Source organism: Variovorax paradoxus, assembly GCF_009498455.1.
GTDB lineage: Bacteria > Pseudomonadota > Gammaproteobacteria > Burkholderiales > Burkholderiaceae_C > Variovorax > Variovorax paradoxus_H.
The window spans coordinates 3,419,747-3,439,032 of the sequence record NZ_CP045644.1; the positions used below are offsets into that span (position 1 = coordinate 3,419,747).

At 68.8% G+C, this 19,286-nt stretch carries 14 protein-coding genes; 8 read left to right on the forward strand and 6 right to left on the reverse strand.

Annotated elements, in window-relative coordinates; translation table 11 throughout:
* Nucleotides 1–21 precede the first annotated feature (21 nt).
* Nucleotides 22–414, forward strand: a complete 393-nt coding sequence (locus GFK26_RS15650; protein WP_153282748.1) for a Rid family hydrolase — start codon at nucleotides 22–24, stop codon at nucleotides 412–414.
* Nucleotides 411–2,765, forward strand: coding sequence for a penicillin acylase family protein (locus tag GFK26_RS15655; protein ID WP_153282749.1), 2,355 nt, complete (start codon nucleotides 411–413; stop codon nucleotides 2,763–2,765). Before GFK26_RS15650 ends, GFK26_RS15655 begins: the two co-directional genes overlap by 4 nt.
* Nucleotides 2,766–2,801: 36 nt before the next feature.
* On the opposite strand, the gene GFK26_RS15660 is transcribed toward GFK26_RS15655, so the two are convergent.
* From GFK26_RS15660 to GFK26_RS15685, 6 genes are all read right to left on the reverse strand, one after another.
* On the reverse strand, nucleotides 2,802–3,161 hold the full coding sequence (locus GFK26_RS15660) for a hypothetical protein (protein ID WP_153282750.1): 360 nt from the start codon (nucleotides 3,159–3,161) through the stop codon (nucleotides 2,802–2,804).
* A 111-nt stretch (nucleotides 3,162–3,272) separates the two neighbouring features.
* Nucleotides 3,273–3,656 carry a roadblock/LC7 domain-containing protein gene (locus tag GFK26_RS15665; RefSeq protein WP_101489403.1) on the reverse strand — a complete coding sequence of 128 codons (384 nt, stop codon included), beginning with the start codon at nucleotides 3,654–3,656 and terminating at the stop codon, nucleotides 3,273–3,275.
* Nucleotides 3,657–3,704: 48 nt separating this feature from the next.
* Nucleotides 3,705–4,229, reverse strand: coding sequence for a GTP-binding protein (locus GFK26_RS15670; protein WP_153282751.1), 525 nt, complete (start codon nucleotides 4,227–4,229; stop codon nucleotides 3,705–3,707).
* On the reverse strand, nucleotides 4,226–4,942 hold the full coding sequence (locus GFK26_RS15675; RefSeq protein ID WP_153282752.1) for a hypothetical protein: 717 nt from the start codon (nucleotides 4,940–4,942) through the stop codon (nucleotides 4,226–4,228). Before GFK26_RS15675 ends, GFK26_RS15670 begins: the two co-directional genes overlap by 4 nt.
* Nucleotides 4,943–5,292: 350 nt before the next feature.
* Entirely contained in the window at nucleotides 5,293–6,132 is an 840-nt protein-coding gene (locus GFK26_RS15680; protein WP_153282753.1) for a plasmid replication/partition related protein, read from the reverse strand.
* 30 nt (nucleotides 6,133–6,162) lie between these two features.
* Nucleotides 6,163–6,867: a 4'-phosphopantetheinyl transferase family protein gene (locus GFK26_RS15685; protein WP_194274090.1), complete on the reverse strand. Its 705-nt coding sequence runs from the start codon at nucleotides 6,865–6,867 to the stop codon at nucleotides 6,163–6,165.
* Nucleotides 6,868–7,314: 447 nt separating this feature from the next.
* Between GFK26_RS15685 and GFK26_RS15690 the strand changes: the two genes are divergently transcribed.
* From GFK26_RS15690 to GFK26_RS15715, 6 genes are all read left to right on the forward strand, one after another.
* Entirely contained in the window at nucleotides 7,315–7,848 is a 534-nt protein-coding gene (locus GFK26_RS15690) for a sigma-70 family RNA polymerase sigma factor (protein ID WP_194274091.1), read from the forward strand.
* Between the two features lie 116 nt (nucleotides 7,849–7,964).
* The gene (locus GFK26_RS15695; RefSeq protein ID WP_153282756.1) at nucleotides 7,965–8,201 is read left to right on the forward strand and encodes a DUF4880 domain-containing protein; all 237 of its coding nucleotides are present in this window, start codon (nucleotides 7,965–7,967) and stop codon (nucleotides 8,199–8,201) included.
* A 218-nt stretch (nucleotides 8,202–8,419) separates the two neighbouring features.
* Nucleotides 8,420–8,680, forward strand: coding sequence for an MbtH family protein (locus GFK26_RS15700; protein WP_153282757.1), 261 nt, complete (start codon nucleotides 8,420–8,422; stop codon nucleotides 8,678–8,680).
* Nucleotides 8,681–8,685: 5 nt separating this feature from the next.
* Nucleotides 8,686–9,429, forward strand: a complete 744-nt coding sequence (locus tag GFK26_RS15705; RefSeq protein WP_153282758.1) for a thioesterase II family protein — start codon at nucleotides 8,686–8,688, stop codon at nucleotides 9,427–9,429.
* Nucleotides 9,426–14,726 (forward strand): non-ribosomal peptide synthetase, encoded by a 5,301-nt coding sequence (locus tag GFK26_RS15710; RefSeq protein ID WP_153282759.1) that lies wholly within the window; start codon nucleotides 9,426–9,428, stop codon nucleotides 14,724–14,726. The genes GFK26_RS15705 and GFK26_RS15710 overlap by 4 nt, the downstream gene beginning before the upstream one ends.
* Nucleotides 14,726–19,285: a type I polyketide synthase gene (locus tag GFK26_RS15715; RefSeq protein ID WP_153282760.1), complete on the forward strand. Its 4,560-nt coding sequence runs from the start codon at nucleotides 14,726–14,728 to the stop codon at nucleotides 19,283–19,285. Before GFK26_RS15710 ends, GFK26_RS15715 begins: the two co-directional genes overlap by 1 nt.
* The last annotated feature ends 1 nt before the right edge of the window (nucleotide 19,286 follow it).

Sequence of the window (19,286 nt, forward strand, 5' to 3'; positions counted from 1 at the left end):
GAACGAAAGAGAGACCACCGCATGCAGACCGCCGACTTCCCCTTGCCCTTTGTCAATGCGCCCTACAGCCGCGCGATGTTCGACGACGAGTGGATCTTCGTCTCCGGCACCATCGGCATGGACTACGACACGCAGACGCTCGCCGTCAGCGCCGAAGACCAGACCCGGCTGATGGTGCGCAACATCGAGAAGTACCTCGCGGCCTGCGGCGGGCGGCTCGAGCAGGTCATCAACTACACGCTGATCGTGGCTGGCGCCGAGCACCTGGGCGCGGTGGTGCAGACGCTGTCGGAAGTGCTGCCCTGCAAGCCGACCGGCACCGCCATGCTGGCCGGCATCGCCGTGCCGAAGGCCTGGGTGGAGATGCAGGTGATTGCGCGCAAGAGCCAGCCGGTGGGCGAGGCCAAGCCATGACACCGCGTGCCAGCGGGTGGGTGCGCATCGGTTTTTGCGCGCTCGCCTGTGTCGTGGCCGGCTGCGGCGGCGACAGCGGCGGTGGTGGAGGATTCTTTGGTGGACCCGTCGTCACGACGCCACCCCCCGCACCGCCCGCGTCGAACGACAAGTACAGCGCCGAGGTGCGCTGGACGCAATACGGCCTGCCGCACATCAAGGCCAAGGACTACGCAGGCCTGGGCTATGGCCATGGCTATGCCGTCGCACGCGATCACTTGTGCCTGCTGGCCGACCGCATGCTCACGCTGCGCGGCGAGCGCTCGGAACGCTTCGGCCCCGACGGCCTGGCGACTGTGGCGTTTCTGCAGCTTCCCAACCTCGACAGCGACCTGTTCTACCGCGTGCAGCTGTCGGACGATGAGGTCGAGACCGCCTGGAAGGGCCTGTCCACCGACGCGCGCCAGCTCGCCGAAGGCTACGCCGCCGGTTTCAATCGCTGGGTGCGCGACATGGCGCCCGAAGCGCGTCCCGCCGCGTGCAAGGACCTCGCGCTGCCGCAGATGACCGTCAGCGATGTGGTGCGCGCCACGATGCAGGTGGGCTCGCTGTGGAAGGCGATGAGCGTCGCAGCGTATGCCTCGGCATCGGCCTGGAATCAGCTGGACGCGCCACCCGTGGCGAAAGCCAAGGGCGACCGCCCACCGACGCAGCGCATGGCCAGCAACGCCTGGGCCTACGGCGCCGAAGCCACGGGCACGAACACCTCGATCATGGTCGCCAACCCGCACACGCTGTGGCAGGACCACTGGCTGCTGATGCACCAGATGCACCTCACCATTCCCGGCGAGATCGATGTGATGGGCGCCGACTTCCTGGGCCTGCCGCTGCCGCTGTCGGGCTTCACGAAGCATCTGGCCTGGAGCATCGAGGCGCCCTCGACCGTGACCTACCCGCTGCTGGTGGCGCTGGACGTCAAACCCGGCGCGACGCCTTCGTACACGGTCGATGGCGCCCCGCGCGAGCTGACGATGAAGACCGTCGCATTGCGCGTGAGGCAGCCCGACGGCAGCGTGCGCACGCAAAGCCACGATCTGCCGTACTCGCACCTCGGGCCGCTGTACCGGTTGCCGGCGGCAGCGGGCCGCCCGGCCGGCTGGCATGCCGTGACCGATCCCAACGTGGCGAATGCGCGCGCGCTCGACCAGATCCTCGCGGTGGCGAAGGCGCGCGACATCGGCGGTTTCGAGCAGGCGGTGGCGCGCAACCGCGGCATCACCGCCCACCTGATCGCGGGCGACAGCCAGGGGCAGGCGATGTACATCGAGTCGGGCCCGCTGCTCGATATTGGCGATGCCGCATTGCGCGACTGCGCCGTCGTGCCGCCGCCCGACGACGCCACCGTGCCGGGCGCACTCGACGGCCGCCGCAGCGCCTGCGCCGTGCGCGAGGCCGACGGCCAGCCCCGCCTTGCACCGGCCAGCCGCATGCCAGCGCTCGCCACACGCGGCATCGTGCAGAACGCCAACGACAGCTACAGCCTCTCGCTGGTGGGCCGCCAGCTCGACGGCTATTCATTGCTGCTCGGCAGTCCGAAGGCGGCACCCGGTGCGCGCACGCTGATGTCGCAGCGGCAGATCGAAGACAGCCTGGCCGACGGTCGAATCGACGTGGCCGAGGCCACCGACCTGGTGTTCGGCAACCGCAACTACCTGGCCGAGACCACGCTCGATGCCGTGCTGGCCGCCTGCACCAGCGCCAAGGGCGATGCCACGGTGCAGCGCGCCTGCGGCATCCTGGCCGCGTGGGACCGGCGCCACCACGTCGACAGCCGCGGCACCTTGCTTTTCACCGAACTGGGTCCTCGGCTCGAGGGCGTGCCGGGTCTGTATGCGCAACCCTACGACCCGGCGCACCCGTTCCGCGTGCGGCCGGTGTCGTCAGCGCCGGGCGTGACGGCGGGCATCGTCGCGGCCGTGCGCGACACGGCGGATGCGCTGGCGGCGTTGGGGTTGCGTGGCGACGAGCGATGGGGCGACATGCTGGCGCGGCCCACGCCGCGTGGCCGCGTGCCGCTGCATGGCGGTCCGGGCGGGCAGGGCGTGCTCAACGCACTCGAGGGTGCGCCGCTCACGAAAGAGGGCTACGGCGACATCATCGCGGGCACGTCGTACGTGCATGTGGTCACGTGGGCGCAGGGCCAGCCGGTGGCGCGCGTGATGATGGCGGGCGGGCAGTCGCGCGATCCGGCGTCGCCGCACCACGACGACCAGCTCGAACTTTTCTCGCGCAAGCAGCTGGTGAAGCCGCCTTTCACCGAGGAAGAGATTGCGGCCGATCCGAAGCTGGAGCGGCGCACGTTGCGCGAGTGACGATGTCGCCAGGCCGGGGCCTGGCGATGCCGTCGCTCAGACCGTCATGCCTTGCTCGACGTCGAGCGTCTTGCGGCGCGCCATCGCCAGGTTCGACTTGGTCTTGTCCAGCACCAGGTAGACGAACAGGCCTTCCTTCTTCTGCATCGGGCGGATGATGTGGTACTGCTTGCCGAGCGTGATCAGCATGTCTTCGATGGTGTCGTTCAGGCCGAGGTCGCGCATGGTGCGCAGCTTGGCGCGGACCACTTCGGTGTTGCCCGCGGCGGCCACTTCAAGGTCGACGCCCGCGCCGATCTGGCCCAGGATCATGCCGCTGCTCGAGTCGACCAGCGCTGCGCACAGGGCGCCGTCGCAGGTCATCAGTTCGTCCATGGATTGCTTGATATTTGCCATCGAAATCTTTCCTAGTCCTCGCCCCTGAAAGTCGGCGGCCACCCGGGCGAAGGGGATGGGCGGCCACCGGTGTCGAATGGTGTTGCGGTGCGCCGGCGTCCGGCGCCCGCGTCAGGCGTGCTGCAGCAGCTGCGTCGCCTGTTTCGCGAAGTAGAGGACCTGGCCGATGATGGCGTCGCGGCTGGTGACCACGCTCACGATCAGCGTCATCTCGGGATGGCGCGCCTGCAGCATCAGGATGTGGCCGTGCGTGGCCTCGATGGCCACGTTGTCGCAATGGCCCAGCTGGCTTTCCTCGCCGGCCACGGCGCCCAGGGCGGCGAGCGAACTGGCAATGGCCGACAGGCGCGCGACCTGCGCGGTGTTCTCGACACGCGCGGCCAGCTCGAGGCCGTCTTCGGTCGAGATCACCACGGCCTTCACGCCCTTGATTTCCCGCATCAGGGTGTCGATGGCCGATTCCGCTGCAAGCCTGATTCTTGGAGTGATGTTCATTGCTGCCTGAATGGAAGAAAAGAAGAAGAAGGGGAGTGCGCCGCGGCGTCAGACCTCGAGCTGGAGCAGGAGCAGCTCCAGCAGCTGCACGACCTGCTGCGGATCGGTGACGTTGGCCGGCAGCACCGGGCACACGACGCCCTTGGCCTCCATGCGCCGGGCGTAGGCGTCGAGGCCGGGGTTCGGGTGTTGTTCCATGCGGCCCACCGCGACCACGCAGGCGGTCTGCGCAATCAGCTCTGCAAAGCCGTCGAGGTAGATGTCGAGGTCGGCCAGCGGATCGGGGCGGCTGTTGTCCACGAGGATCACCACGCCGAGCGCGCCGCGCCCCAGGATGCGCCACATGAAGTCGAAGCGCATCTGGCCGGGCGTGCCGTACAGGCGCAGTTTTTCGCCGTTGTCGAGCGTGAGTTCGCCGTAGTCCAGCCCGACCGTGGTGGTGGCCTTGGCCACCGAGGTGTCGCTGTTGCGCACGTCGGTGCTCACGGGCGGAATCTCGCTCACGCCGGCGATGGCCGTGGTTTTGCCGGCGCCCATGGTGCCGGTGAAGAGGATCTTGTGTTCTACGGTCATTGAGGGCCTGGCGGCTGCAAGCCGAGTCGGTTCCTGATGCGTGCCAGCAGACCGGGCTGCACGGCGTCGCGCGTCGGCGCGGGAAAGCGGCTGTCGGGGAAGACGCTGTCGGGCGCCGATGCAGCCACCAGGGCGCCGGCGCTCGCGGGGCGCTCGAGCAAGCCCGCGCGCCGCAGGTCGGCCAGGAAATCCGCGCACTCCTGGCGCGTGGCGGGCGAGCGCTGCTGGAGCGACAGCACCGAGGCGGGCCGGTTGGACATCAGCGTGGCCAGCCGAAGGCGGATCGGCGCTTCGAGCACCGCGGCCGGCGGCCAGCGCAGCATGCGGAATTCTTCGTGCTCGCCGATCGGCGCCTCGGTTGCGGCCAGTCCCAGTCCGCGGGCATGGACCACCATCGCGCCGAGGCGGTTGAGCGCCACTTCCAGCGCGTCGGTGTGCAATGGCAGGGCCAGGAAGGGGCCGCGTTGCGGGTCGGCATGGGCGACGGTCAGCGTGGGCACCGCCGTCTGGGGCGAGGCCGCCGCGATGGCGACTTGTTCGCCCACGACCCGCAGGTCGGCCTGGTCGGCTTTCCACGACCAGTTCTGGTGGGTCCGGTGGTCGAGCAGCCGGATCAGCGACTTGAGCAGCACTTCTTCGCGGTGCGGCAGACCCTCGACGCTGTAGCTCAGCAAGGCGCGTTGACTCTTGGGAACGGTGTTAACGACCGTCATGGTCCCTCCGGACGCTGCAGTTCGACGCCCGATCGTCCGAACGATGTGTGCTCAACCGTATCGAAAGCGCCGATTCGTGGCGGCATCGCCGTTCTATTTGCAACTTGAGAACTCACTGGAGGAAGTTGGGCGGGGGCGCCGATCTCAATGTCGAGTCAGAGAACTAAAGTTTTCTGTTTGAATTGTTATGTGAAAATATAACAGTTGTTGCAAATAAAAACACAAGATTACGAACAACTGTTTTCGGTGGGTCGCGGACGCGACAAAGCCTCGCGTGCCGCTGGGCGGCGCGCGAGGCGTCAGAGGGGGCGTGAAAAAGGCGGGCGCGCAGAACGGCGCCCGCCGGGGCGTCAGTTCGCCAGTTGCGCCTGCAGCTCGGCCACTTGCCGGCGCAGGTCCGCGTTCTCGGCCGTGAGTTCGGCCACGCGCTGTTCCAGTTGCTGGACAGCGTCAAGCGACGCCGGTTCGGCGCCTTCTTCGGTCTCGGGTGCCGCCTCGCGCGGCTTGCGCTTGGCTTCGCGCACGCGCTTGGCGGCCTGCTTGAGCTCGTCCTTGCCGGCGTTGGCGGCCGTCACCTGCTCTTCGGCGGGCAGGGACGCGACGGCCGCGGCCGTATTGATCGAGATCACGCCCGATTTCACGGCCGCCACCAGCTCGGGCGCGGCCTGCTTCTGGATCTTCTCGATCATCGTGACCTGGCTGCTGCTCAGGCGCGCGGCACGGGCGATGGCCTCGCGGCTGTTCAGCGGCACGGGCGGCGGCAGGGCTTCGTCGGAAGCCGAAGAGGAGGTCGAAGCGGACGCGTCGTCGACATCGAAAGGCGGGTCGTCCGCCGTGGTCGGGGTGGTGACGGTGCTGCGGGCGCGGCGCTCGTCCACGATGTCCTTCTTGCGCAGGGCGAGCACGCCGCGCAGGTAGTCCGAGATGCTGCGGCGGCCCAGGTGCTGGTCGATCATCCACAGGTGCACGTCCTGCAGTGTCTTGAAGCGCGTGTTCTGCACGGTCTGGAAGGGCAGGCCGTGCTTCTGGCAGATGCCGTAGCGGTTGTGGCCGTCCACCAGCACGTCGCCCCACAGCACCAGCGCGTCGCGGCAGCCTTCGGTGAGGATGCTGCGTTCGAGGGCTTCGTACTCCTCCGGCGTCAAGGGATCGATATAGGCTTTGAGTTCTTCGTTGACGACGATGTTCATGGGTACGGGAGCGGGGAAAGGGCCGGAATTTTAGATGCCCGCACTCGTGCGCGTCGTGGGGGCCGCCAGCGGCCTGTCCCATTCGAGCGGCGCGATCTCGCGGCAGACGATGCGCGTGGTGGCTGCGGTCGAAGGATCCGTTGCTGCGCACAGCGCCACGAGATGCTTTGGCGTGGGCCGCAGTTGCCAGTAATGCCAGCGCTGCACAGCGTCGTCGCCCGTGCGTGAATCCGCGAGCGCGAAGCCAATGGTGCCCGGGTCGTCCAGCGCAAACCCGAAGCTGTCGAGCGGTATCTGCAGGCCGAGGCCGCGCGCCTTGATGTAGCTTTCCTTCAGTGTCCACAGCTCGAAGAAGCGCTCGGCCTGGTCCGTCGACGGCAATGCGTCCAGGGCCTGCGCTTCGGCTGGCGAGAAGTAGTGGTTGGCCACATCGAGCGCCGCCTTGCGTTCGACGTTCTCGACATCGACGCCCAGTTCGATGTGGCGCGCAACGGCCAGCACGATGAGCCCGTCGGTGTGGCTGAGGTTGAAGTTCAGCCCGACTGCTTCACGGGCATCGCATGTGCCGATGCGAGGCCGCCCGAAAGCGTTGGTTGCGAACTGCCAGGTCTGCGGCGCGACCGGGGCGTAGCGCGACAGCACCGATCGCACCAGCGTGCGTGTCAGCAGGTGGCGATGCCGGTCGCGCGCGAAGTGAAAGCGCGCCTGTTTCGACAGCTCTTCTGCGCTGAGCAACGCACGGGAAGCTGCCGTCAGCTCGGGATTGCCGGCGTCACCGTGAAAGCAGAACCAGAGGTGAATATCGCCCGGGGGCAGTGAAATAAGTGAAGCGGCGCTTGGCATGAAGGGCCACAGCTTAGAGGCGACGAAGAGCGATCCAAGGCCGCGCTGGCATCTTGCTCATGAAAAATGATGCGTTCTGAAGTGGACTATCATCGCGATCCCCCGCAGGGGCGATGCCGGGCTCCGCGTTGGTGCAGAGCTTCCGGACCCTGCGATTCTCTGCCCCGAATTCTCGCGGGGACCCACATCACTCGATTCGAACGGTGGCCCGGAAGGTCATCACGGTGACTTGAAGCTTGCATATAAATAGGAATGATTCTTATTTGTATCTATGCATAAAAAGTAGTAATCGGCTTGCGGACCGTTGCGGCTCGCTCACAGGAGGAAGAGGTGTTGAACATGCCAGTGAATTCGTCCGAGCCTTCGCTCGGAGAAGTTTTCATCGCCCATCGCTCGCAGCTTTGGCGCGTCGCCCGCAAGATCGTCAACACGGCGGATCTGGCCGACGACGTGGTGCAGGACGCCTACCTGAAGATCGTCGACGGCCCTTGCGTGCGGCACGCCGACCGGCCCATCGGCTACTGCTGCCAGGTGGTGCGCAACATGGCGCTGGACTACTGCCGCCGCCACCGTGTCGAGGCCAGCTATCGCACCTTCGACGTCGACGTCGAGCTGCTGGACGTGCCGGACGTCGGCACGCCGGACCGCATGATGTGCGAGCGCCAGGTCATCACCGCCATCGATCAGGTGCTGTCCGGGCTCGCGCCGAAAACGCGACTGGTGTTCGAGCTCTATCGCCTGGAAGGCCTGACGCAGCGAGAGATCGCGGCGCGCCTGGGTTGCGCGCTCGGGCTTGTGAACGGCCTCATCGCCGAAGCTGCGACGGCCATCAAGTCGTGTGGCCATCTGCTGCTTGAACGCGGCTCGCGCTAGAGGTCGTTGCCCGCCGGTGGGAAGGGGCATGCCCGTTTCCCGCGAGAATGCGCGCTGTACGCAGTGACCGGCGCTCAAGACCCGGTCTGCACGGACCACGCGAACGGCTTTCAAGAATGACACAGGAAAAAGACGATCCCCTCTGGGACACCGCATGGGATTGGGTTCAGCGCGAACACGACCGCGAGAACTTCGATGACGCGGCGCGCACGAAAATGACCGCCTGGCTCCTGGCAGAGCCCGCGCATCGCCGTGCCTACGACAAGGCCGCGCAACTCTGGCTGCTCGCCGGTTTCGTGCCGCCTGCCAACGATTTCGGTGACGGCGACGAAGCGCCCGACGCCGGCAAGTAAGCAAGCCAGCCAGATCTTCCCGCCAACGCGCGCCGCGCGTTGTGGCCATGGCCCCGCCAGCCCACCTCGGCGGACGCAGCCATCTCTTCGCAAGTGCGCCCTCGTGAAATGAACAGATTCGCTCCCGAAGCGTCCTGTTGGCAGGGGCGCTGCAATTCGATCCGGTCCGCAATCGGTGATCGGGCGCTCCTTCTGTTCAATCACACAAGGATGCACCGATGTCGACGAGCTGTTTTGACCGTGAAGACGAAGCCTTCATCGTTCTGGTCAATCACGAAGACCAGTACTCCATCTGGCCCCACTGGAAAGCCGTTCCCGGCGGATGGACCGCCGTCGAAGGCGTTCGCGGCGACAAGAAAACCGCACTGGCCTACGTCGAGAGCCACTGGACCGACATGCGGCCGCGCTCGCTGCGCGATTGGATGCAGCAGCAACAGGACAAAGAGAGCGCACAGGCCACGGAACGCGCGGCCGGTTGATGGGCATGCAGGCGCCTCTTTCGCTTCTGTGCCTGCCCTGCGCGGGCGCCAGCGCCGCCATGTACCTGCGCTGGCGTCGTTTCCTGCCACCGTGGGTGCGCATCGTGCCGGTCGAACTGCCGGGGCGCGGCGCGCGGATGGGCGAGGCCTTCGTGGAAGATTTCGATGCCATGGTCGCGCGGATCTGCGCCGAGCAGGCCGATGCCATGCGCGGCGACTTCGCGCTCTTCGGCCACAGCATGGGCGCGTTGCTGGCCCAGGGCGTGGCCCGCAGGCTCCAGGCCTCGCGCCGGCCGATGCCGCGCGCGCTGCTGGTGTCCGGCTGCGCGGCCCCCTCGCGACGCGACCCCGAGCGCTTCGACGGTGGTGAAGATGACGCCTCGCTGATCACCGAACTGCGCAAGCAGGGCGGTACGCCCGAGGAGGTGTTCGCCAGCGACGAACTCATGCGCATCACGCTCGACACGCTGCGAGCCGACCGCCGCGTCTGCCGCAGCCACGACGCGCGTGCCGCGGTCGGTGCGCTGCCGCTGACGCTGTCACTGCACGCCTTCGCAGGGCGGCAGGACGACATCGAGGTGCCGGCCATGGCCGCCTGGGCCAAGGAAACCGCAGGCGCCTTCACGCTGGACTGGTTCGACGGCGGCCACTTCTTCCTGCGACAGCGCGAGACCGAATTTCTCGCGGCGCTCACACGGCATTTGCCGACACAGACACATCTTCACGCGCACCAAAGGGTCGAGTCATGAATGAACTGCTCGCGATGACCTCCGTCGGCCGGCAACCGCGCAACTTCGTGGCGCACCTGCGCGCATTGGCCGAACAGCGCGCGAACGACGTCTGGCTCACCGTGGTCGATGAGGTCGATGGCGTCTACGCCGAGCTGCCCTTCACCTATGCCGTCTTCGAACAGCGCGTTCGCGCGCTCGCGGCACGCCTGCAGCAGCAGTTCGCCAAGGGCGACCGCGCGCTCGTCATGCTCGACAACGGCGACCACTATGCAGTGAGCATGCTGGCTTGTTTCTACTGCGGCGTGATCGCGGTGCCCGTGTTTCCACCCGAATCGACGCGGCCGCAGCACCTGGCGCGGCTCACCGGCGTGGCGGCTGATTCAGAGGCGCGCTGCGTGCTCACGTCTTCGGCCTTGAGCGCCGCGATGTCGGCGGCCGGCAACCAGTTCGGCGATGTGCAGATCGTTGCCGTCGACGCGATCGATGTCGCACTCGCCGACGCCTGGCAGCCCTTCGAGCCGGCCGACGACGACGTCGCCTTCCTGCAATACACCTCGGGCTCGACCTCGGCGCCCAAGGGCGTCATCGTCACGCACGGCAACCTGATGGCCAACGAGCATGCGATCCAGGTCGGCATGGGCATCGGGCCCGATGACAAGTTCGTCTCGTGGGCGCCGCTGTATCACGACATGGGCCTCATCGGCGGCCTGATGCAGCCGCTGTACAGCGGCATCCCGCTGGTGCTGACCTCGCCGCGCTATTTTCTCGAGCGCCCGGTGCGCTGGCTGGAGCTGATCTCCCGTCACCGCGCCACGCTCAGCGGCGGTCCGGACTTCTCGTTCCGCCTCTGCCTGGAGCGCGTGAAGGACGCGCAGATCGCACAGCTCGATCTTTCGAGTTGGCGCGTGGCCTACACCGGCGCCGAGCCGGTGCGCGCCGACACCGAGTTCGACTTCATCGAACGCTTCGCCCCCGCGGGCTTCGATGCGGGCGCGGTCTACGCCTGTTACGGCCTCGCCGAGGCGACCCTATTCGTGACCGGCGGCCGGCGCGGCTCCGGCATGGTCGCGCGTGGCTTCAGCGCCGACGGTCTGGCATCCGGCAAGGGAACGCCGAGCGAAGACGGCACGTTGCTCGTCGGCTGTGGCGCAGTGGCGGTCGAACACATGGTCGAGATCGTCGATCCCGCCACGCTGTCGGTGGTGGCCGAGCCCGGACGCATCGGCGAAATCTGGGTGAGCGGCGCGAGCGTCGGCGCGGGCTACTGGGGCAAGCCGCGCGAATCCGCCGAGACCTTCGTCGAGCGCGCGGGCAAGCGGTGGCTGCGCACCGGCGACCTGGGCTTCGTCTGCGATGGCGAGCTCTACGTGACCGGCCGCATCAAGGACCTGATCATCGTGCGCGGCCACAACATCTATCCGCAGGACATCGAGCGCGTCATCGAGGCCGAGGTCGATGCGGTGCGCAAGGGCCGCGTGGCGGTCTTCGCGGCCAACGGACCCGACGGCGAAGGCATCGGCGCCGCGGCCGAGGTGTCGCGCAGCATGCAGAAGCTGGTGCCGCCGCAGGTGCTGGTCGAGGCGCTGAGCGCGGCGGTCAGCGAGGTGTTCGGCGAGGCGCTGTCGGCTGTGTTGCTGCTCAACCCGGGCGGCATGCCCAAGACCACCAGCGGCAAGCTGCAGCGCAACGCGTGCCGCGCGGGCTGGCTCGATCGCAGCGCGGATGCGTATGCGATCTATGAACGCGGTGCGTTCGTCAAGGGCAGTCCCGTCGAGTCGCAGGCCGAAGCGCCGGTGCTCGATGAGACCGAGCGCGCCGTCGATGCGATCTGGCGCGAAGTGCTCCGGCCCTCCGACGCGAAGCCTTTCGCGCGCGACGCCCATTTCTTCACCCGCGGTGGCAGTTCGCTCACCGCCACGCAGGTCGCGGCCCGCGTGTCGGGTCACTGGGACATCGACTTTCCGGTGCGCCTGATGTTCGAGCACCCCCGGCTCTGCGAATGCGCCGCCGCCGTACGCCAGCGCCTGGCCGAAGGCGCGCGTGCGCGGCCCGCGCCCATCGCGGTGCTGCCGGCCGAACGTCGGCTGCATGCGCTGCCGCTGTCCCACGCGCAGGAGCGCCAGTGGTTCCTCTGGCAGCTCGACCCGTCGAGCGCGGCGTACCACATGAGCGGCGCGCTGCGCCTCACCGGCGTCTTGCAGGTCGACGCGCTGCGCGCGGCGCTGAGCGATCTGGTCGTGCGCCACGAGTCGCTGCGCACCGTGTTCCGCGCGGGCGGCGACGGCGTTGCTGCGCAGTGGGTCCAGCCGACCGGCACGCTGCCGCTCGAGGTGGTCGACCTGCGCAACGTGCCCGCCGGCGAGCGCGAAGAACGCCTGGAGAGCGAATCCCGCCGCATCAAGAGCGCGCCCTTCGACCTCACCCAGGGCGGCCTGCTGCGCGCGGCACTGCTGCGCCTGGCGGACGACACGCAGGTGCTCGCCGTGGTGATGCATCACATCGTGTCCGACGGCGCCTCGATGCAGGTGCTGATCGACGAGTTGGCCGCGGGCTACGCGGCGCGCCTGCAGGGCCGTGCCGCGGCGCTGCCCTTGCCGCGTGTGCAGTACGCCGACTACGCGGTGTGGCAGCGCGAATGGCTGGCTGCCGGCGAGGCCGAGCGGCAGTTCGCCTGGTGGCGGAAGGAACTCGGCGACGAGCATCCGGTGCTCGAGTTGCGCACCGACCGCTCGCGCAAGCCGCAAGCCAGCTACCGCGCCGTACGCCACGCCTTCGAGCTGCCCGCGCCCCTGCTGGGCCAATTGCGCGGCGTGGCGCAGGCCGACGGCGCCACGCTGTTCATGGTGCTGCTCGCCGGCCTGCAGGTGCTGCTGCACCGCTACACCGGGCAGGAAGAAATCCGCGTCGGCGCCGCGATCGCCAACCGCAACCGGGTCGAGTTCGAGAACGTCATCGGCCTGTTCGTCAACACGCTGGTGCTGCGCAACCCGATCAACGGCCGCACGCCGTTGTCGCGCGTGCTTGCGCAAGCCCGCGAGGCCGTGCTGGGCGCGCAGGCGCACCAGGACCTGCCCTTCGAGCAACTGGTACAGCGCCTGCAGCCCGAGCGCAGCATGAGCCACAGCCCGCTGTTCCAGGTGATGTTCAACCACTTGTTCGAGGACCATCGCCCGCTGCAGCGCCTGGACGGCATCCAGGTGCAGGACCACGCGCTCCCCGACCTGCAGACCCAATTCGACTGGGTGCTGGAAGCCCGCGAGCGGCCCGACGGCCGGCTGATGCTCGACGTGATCTATGCCGACGACCTGTTCGAGCGCGAGACCATCGCACGCATGGCGAAGCACTACGTGGCGGTGCTCGACGCGCTTTGTGGCGATGCCAGTCGCGCGGTGGGCGACATCGCCTTGCTCGACGCCTCGGAAAACGCACAACTCGCAGGCTGGAGCATCAATGCACGCCGCGAGCCGCTGCCCCAACCCGTGCACCACACCATCGCGCAGCATGCGAAGCAGCAGCCCGACGCCATCGCGCTGCTGTTCGACGAACAGGCGCTGAGCTTCGTCGAACTCAACCGCCGCGCCAACCGCCTCGCGCACCGCCTCGTCGCGCTCGGCGTGAAGCCCGACATGCGCGTGGGCATCGTGATGGACCGCTCGGTCGAGATGGTGGTGGGGCTGCTCGCCATCCTCAAGGCCGGTGGCGCTTACCTGCCGCTGGACCCCGACTACCCGCTGCAGCGCCTGGCCTACATGGTGGAAGACAGCGGCATTGCGCTGCTGCTGACGCACCGCGCCACCCGCGGGCACATCGCCGAGCGCGCGGGCCTCGCGCGGCTGGAGGTCGACAGCACCGATCTCTCGAGCGAGCCCGACACCGACCCCGGCGTTGCGCTGCATGGCGAGAACCTCGCCTATGTCATCTACACCTCCGGCTCCACCGGCAAGCCCAAGGGCGCGGCCGTGCGCCACGCCGCGCTGCACAGCTGCATGGCCTGGATGCAGGACACCTACCGCCTCGGCCCGGAGAACACCGTGCTGCACAAGGCGCCGTTCGGCTTCGACGTGTCGGTGTGGGAGATGTTCTGGCCCCTGACCGCGGGCGCGCGGCTGGTGGTGGCCAACCCTGGCGATCACCGCGACCCGGCGCGCCTGGTTGAGCTGATCCGGCGCCACCAGATCACGACGCTGAATTTCGTGCCCTCGATGCTGCAGGCTTTCCTGGCGCACAAGGACATCGAGTCGAGCACGCGGCTCAAGCACATCATCTGCGGCGGCGAGGCCATGCCCGCCGAGACACAGAAAGAGACGCTGCAGCGCCTTCACGGCGCCACGCTGCAGAACCTCTACGGCCCGACGGAAACGACGATCCACGTCACGCGCTGGACCTGCCGCGACGATGGGCAACGCCTGGTGCCGATCGGCCAGCCGATCAGCGACACCCAGTGCCACATCCTCGATGCCGAGCTCAACCCCGTGCCGCGCGGCGTGGCTGGCGAGCTGTACCTCGGCGGCGTGAGCCTGGCGCGCGGCTACCTCAACAAGCCCGGCCTCAGCGCCGAACGCTTCGTCGCCAACCCCTTCGGCGCGGGCGACCGGCTCTATCGCACCGGCGACCTCGTGCGCTGGAACACCGAGGGCCAGATCGAGTACCTGGGCCGCATCGACCACCAGGTGAAGATCCGCGGCTTCCGCATCGAACTCGGCGAGATCGAGGCGCAGATCCTCGCGCAGCCCGCCGTGCGCGAGGCCGTGGTGGTGGCGCGCGAAGGCGCGGCCGGCGCCTCGCTCGTGGCCTACATCGCCGCGCATGCGCAGCAAGCGGTCGACACTGCCGCGCTGCGTGAGCAACTGGGCCAGGTGCTGCCCGACCACATGGTGCCGCGCGCCGTGGTGGTGCTCGAAGCCCTGCCGCTGAATGCCAACGGCAAGGTTGACCGCAAGGCGCTGCCCGAGCCTGAAGGCCTCGGCCGCGCGCGCACCTACGAGGCGCCAGAGGGCCATGTGGCGCGCACGCTCGCGGCCATCTGGTCGGAGGTGCTGCAGGTCGAGCAGGTCGGGCTGCACGACAACTTCTTCGACCTCGGTGGGCACTCGCTGCTGCTCATCCGCGCGCACCGCCTGATGGAAGACCGGCTGCAGGGCGGCTTCCCGCTGGTCAACCTCTTCAAGTACCCCACCGTCGAATCGCTCGCGCGCTGGATCGAGCAGGGCGGCGCGCAAGCCGCGGCCGTTTCCGCCGCGGGCGCCGACGACCGTGCGCTGCGCCAGCGCGCGGCCATGCTTCAACGCCGCAAAGTGGCAGAGAGAGTCAACTGATGACCACCGCCTTCAACGAATCCGTCGAACCCACCGGCCTGGAAATCGCCATCGTCGGCCTGTCGGGCCGCTTCCCCGGCGCCGACGACGTGGACGCCTTCTGGCGCAACATCCAGGGCGGCGTGGAGTCGGTGTCGCGCTTCACCGACGAGCAACTGCGCGAACGCGGCGTGCCGCAGAGCCTGCTGGACGACCCCGACTATGTGAAGGCCGGCGTGATGTTCGAAGGCTTCGACCAGTTCGATGCCGGCTTCTTCGGCTACACGCCGCGCGAAGCCGAGAACCTCGATCCGCAGCAGCGCGTCTTTCTCGAATGCGCCTCGGCGGCACTCGAGCACGCCGGCTGCGATCCCGAGCGCTGGCCCGGCAAGGTCGGCGTGTATGCGGGCGAGGGCGCCAACGTCTACCTGATCCGCAACCTGCTGCCGTCCTTCGGCCTCGGCGCGCACACGGGCATTGCCGACCTGCTCGGCCTCATGAGTGGCAACTCCGGCGGCTCGCTGTGCACGCGCGTTGCCTACAAGCTCAACCTGCGCGGCCCCGCCGTGAGCGTGCAGACGGCCTGTTCCACGTCGCTCACCGCAGTGCACACCGCCTGCCAGGCGCTCCTGAGCCACGACTGCGACATGGCCCTGGCCGGCGGCGTGTGGCTCAACCTGCTGCAAGAGGGCGGCTACCGCTACCAGGCCGGCGCGATCCTTTCGCCCGACGGCCATTGCCGTGCGTTCGATGCCGATGCGGCCGGCACGGTGATCGGCAGCGGCGCCGGCGTCGTCGCGCTCAAGCGCCTGGACGAAGCGCTGCGCGACGGCGACACCATCCACGCCGTCATCAAGGGCACCGCGGCCAACAACGACGGCTCGGCCAAGGTCGGCTTCACCGCCCCCAGCATCGACGGGCAGGCCGAGGTCATTCGCGCGGCGCAACTGATCGCAGGTGTCTCGGCCGACACCATCGGCTACATCGAGGCGCACGGCACCGGCACCACGCTGGGTGACCCGATCGAGATCGCGGCGCTCACGCAGGCCTTTCGCGCCGACACCGAGCGGCGCGGCTTCTGCGCGGTCGGTTCGGTCAAGACCAACATCGGCCACCTCGATGCGGCGGCCGGTGTGGCGGGGCTCATCAAGGCCACGATGGCGCTCAAGCACGGCGTGCTGCCGCCGAGCCTGCATTTCACGAAGCCCAACCCGCAGATAGCTTTCGCCGACAGTCCGTTCTACGTGAACGCGCAGCGCCAGCGGTGGCCCGAAGGCCGCACGCCGCGCCGCGCGGGCGTGAGCTCGTTCGGCATCGGCGGGACCAATGTGCATGTGGTGCTCGAAGAAGCACCCGCGGTGCGGCCCACGCCACAGAAGGCTGCGCAGTGGCAGGTGCTGCCGCTGTCGGCGAAGGAAGAGGCTGCGCTCACCCAAGGTCGCGAACAACTCGCGACGCATCTGCGGGCGAATGACGGGCTGGCGCTCGAAGACGTGGCGCACACGCTGCAGAGCGGACGTCGCGCCTTCACCTGGCGCAGCGCCGTGGTGGCGAATCAACCCGGGCTGGCTGCGGACATGCTCTCGCCGCCCGCCGTGGCGGCAACCCGTGTCGCCGTCTCTCCGCCCGAGGTGGCCTTCCTCTTCCCCGGCGGCGGCACCCAGCATGCACGCATGGGCGAAGACCTCTACCGCGACGGCGCCGTCTATCGCGAGGTGCTCGACCGCTGCGCCGTGGTGCTCAAGGCCGACAGCGGCATTGATCTGCTCGCGCTGCTGTTCCCCGCGGCAGGCGATGAGCAGGCCGCCAACGAGCGCCTGTTCCGCATCGAGTTCGCACAGCCCGCGCTGTTCGCGACCGCGTACGCCATGGCGCGCTGGTGGATGAGCTGCGGCGTGCAGCCTGCGGTGCTGCTGGGCCACAGCCTGGGCGAATACGTCGCAGCCTGCCTGGCCGGCGTGTTCACGCTGGAAGACGCGCTGCGCATCGTCGCCGCGCGCGGCCGCCTGATGCAGACACTGGCGCCCGGCGCCATGACCGCCGTGCCGCTGCCCGAAGCGGAACTCCCGCCGTTCCTCGCCACGGGATGCGACCTGGCCGTGATCAACGGCGAGCAGCTCTGCGTGCTCGCCGGTCCGGCCGATGCCATCGCGCGCGCCGAGGAAGAACTGCTCGCGCATCAGCACCAGCCGCGCCGTCTGCATGTGTCCATCGCCTCGCACTCCCGCCTGGTCGAACCCATGATGGCCGAGCTGGAGCGCCTGATCGCCGCGGTGCCGAAGCAGGCGCCGCGCATTCCCTTCATCTCCAACGTGACGGGCAAGCCGATCACCGACGAAGACGCGACCAGCCCTGCCTACTGGGGCCGGCACCTGCGCGGCACGGTGCGCTTTGCCGACGGCCTGTGCGAAATCTTCGCCGTGCCCGGCCGCGTGGTGCTCGAAGTCGGCCCCGGCGAAACGCTGGCCGGGCTGGCGCGCCAGCACCCCGGAGGCCGGTCGGCCGCGGGCATCTGGGCCAGCCAGGCCCATCCGCAGCAGGCGGCGAGGAATGCGCAGCAACTGGCGAACGCCATCGCGGGCCTCTGGACCGTGGGCGTCGATATCGATTGGGCGGCGTGCCGGACCGGTCCCGCGCCGCGCCGGGTGCCGTTGCCTACCTACGCGTTCCAGCGCCGCCGTTTCTGGGTCGAGCCCGAGCCCGAGCCCGGTGGCGCCGCGCAACCGGCACATGCTGCCGCGCCCGGTCTCTTCTATGCGCCGGCCTGGAAGCGCACCGCGCTGTCGCCAGTGCCGGCAACGGCTGGGCCGTCGGGCTGCACGCTGGTGCTCGGCGGTGCGAACAGCTTCACCGACCGCCTAGCGCGCACGCTGCGCGAACAGGGCGGACGCGTGATCCTCGCGCTGCACGGCAAGAAGTTCGCGCGCACCACCGAAGGGCAGTACGCCATGCGGCCGGCCGAACGCGCCGACCACGAAGCGCTGCTGCGCGAGGTCGAGTCCGAGGCCGGACCGGTCACGCGACTCTTCCACCTGTGGAGCCTCGACGCCGATGCACCGGCGCCTTCGCATGCCGCGGCCTTCGAGGCCGGCTACTTCAGCCTGCTCGCGCTGGCGCAGGCGCTCGACAACGTGGGCGGCACGGTCCGCCCACCGCTTGCGCTCACCGTCGTCACCGACCGCGTCGAGGATGTGGCCGGTACCGAGACGCTGGCGCCGGAAAAGGCGACCGTGCTGGGCATCGCCAAGGTGCTCGGCCAGGAGTCGCCCACCATCGCCTGCCGCGTCGTCGACGTGGTCCTGCCCGCGCCAGAAAGCACCGCCGAAGCCGACCTTGCACGCCGCGTCGTCGAAGAGGCGGCGGCCACGCGCGAGGACTTCGTCGTCGCCTACCGCGGCCCGCATCGCTGGACGAAGTCGTACGACACCTTGCCGGCGCAGACGCCGGGCGTGCAACGGCTGCGCCAGGGCGGCGTGTACCTGATCACCGGCGGGCTGGGCGGCGTGGGCCTGGCGCTCGCGCGCTACCTCAGCAAGACCTGGCAGGCCAGGCTGGTGCTGATGAACCGCACGCCGTTGCCCGAACGCGCCGAATGGTCGCGCATCGCCGCATCGGCCGACCAGCCCGCGTCGCTGCGCCGCAGGCTGCAGCAATTGATCGAGCTCGAAGCGAACGGCGCGCAGGTGCTGGCCGTGGCGGCCGACGTCACCGATCCGGCACAACTGCGCAGCGCACTGGCGACGGTGCACGCGCGCTTCGGTCCGGTCAACGGCGTGGTCCACGCCGTCGTCCAGCCCGACCGCGGCATGATCGCCCAGCGCACCCGGGCCTTGGTCGAGGCCGCGTTCGCGCCCAAGATCGCGGGCACGCTCGCGCTGCTCGATGCGCTGCGCGCCGAACCGCTCGACTTCGTGCTCTTCTGCTCCTCGGTGGCGAGCCTGATCGGCGGCCTTGGCCGCAGCGACTACGCGGCTGCGAATGCGTACCTGGACGCGCTGGCCCACGCGCATCGGCGCAGTTCCGCGCTGCCGGTCTTCTCGGCGAACTGGGACGCCTGGCGCGACGTGGGCGTGGCGGTCGACATGGACATGCCCGAAGGTGTCGGCCTGGACGAGCGCACCGGCGTGTCGGCTTTCGAGCGCATCGCGAACGGGCCCGACCTGCCGCAGACGGTGGTGTCCATCTCGCCCTTCGCGCCCCGCCTGCGCCCGCTGGACGGCCTGTTCGAGTCGCTGGACGACGAGCCCGCGCCCGAGGCCCGCGCAGGGCATCCGCGCCCGGTGCTGCAGACCGCGTTCGTCGCGCCCGAAGGCGACCTGGAAGAAGGACTCGCCGAGCTCTGGACCGAAGCGCTGGGCATTGCGCCCGTGGGGGCCAACGACAACCTGTTCGAGCTCGGCGGCGATTCGCTGCTGGCGATCCGGCTGCTGTCGCGGGTGCGCAAGGCCTATGGCGTCGAGCTGCATCCCGCCGCCTTCTTCAAGGCGCCCACCATCGCCGAACTGGCCGCCCTGGTCGAGTTGCGGTTGATCGAGCAGATCGAAGACGCCCCCACCGTCGCAACCACCCCGGGTCTTTGAT

What these genes read in the sequence shown, in the direction of transcription:
- GFK26_RS15650 (WP_153282748.1), top strand. Translation starts at nt 22, where the DNA reads ATGCAGACCGCCGACTTCCCCTTGCCCTTTGTCAATGCGCCCTACAGC.
- GFK26_RS15655 (WP_153282749.1), top strand. Translation starts at nt 411, where the DNA reads ATGACACCGCGTGCCAGCGGGTGGGTGCGCATCGGTTTTTGCGCGCTC.
- GFK26_RS15660 (WP_153282750.1), bottom strand. Translation starts at nt 3,161, where the DNA reads ATGGCAAATATCAAGCAATCCATGGACGAACTGATGACCTGCGACGGC.
- GFK26_RS15665 (WP_101489403.1), bottom strand. Translation starts at nt 3,656, where the DNA reads ATGAACATCACTCCAAGAATCAGGCTTGCAGCGGAATCGGCCATCGAC.
- GFK26_RS15670 (WP_153282751.1), bottom strand. Translation starts at nt 4,229, where the DNA reads ATGACCGTAGAACACAAGATCCTCTTCACCGGCACCATGGGCGCCGGC.
- GFK26_RS15675 (WP_153282752.1), bottom strand. Translation starts at nt 4,942, where the DNA reads ATGACGGTCGTTAACACCGTTCCCAAGAGTCAACGCGCCTTGCTGAGC.
- GFK26_RS15680 (WP_153282753.1), bottom strand. Translation starts at nt 6,132, where the DNA reads ATGAACATCGTCGTCAACGAAGAACTCAAAGCCTATATCGATCCCTTG.
- GFK26_RS15690 (WP_194274091.1), top strand. Translation starts at nt 7,315, where the DNA reads ATGCCAGTGAATTCGTCCGAGCCTTCGCTCGGAGAAGTTTTCATCGCC.
- GFK26_RS15695 (WP_153282756.1), top strand. Translation starts at nt 7,965, where the DNA reads ATGACACAGGAAAAAGACGATCCCCTCTGGGACACCGCATGGGATTGG.
- GFK26_RS15700 (WP_153282757.1), top strand. Translation starts at nt 8,420, where the DNA reads ATGTCGACGAGCTGTTTTGACCGTGAAGACGAAGCCTTCATCGTTCTG.
- GFK26_RS15705 (WP_153282758.1), top strand. Translation starts at nt 8,686, where the DNA reads ATGCAGGCGCCTCTTTCGCTTCTGTGCCTGCCCTGCGCGGGCGCCAGC.
- GFK26_RS15710 (WP_153282759.1), top strand. Translation starts at nt 9,426, where the DNA reads ATGAATGAACTGCTCGCGATGACCTCCGTCGGCCGGCAACCGCGCAAC.
- GFK26_RS15715 (WP_153282760.1), top strand. Translation starts at nt 14,726, where the DNA reads ATGACCACCGCCTTCAACGAATCCGTCGAACCCACCGGCCTGGAAATC.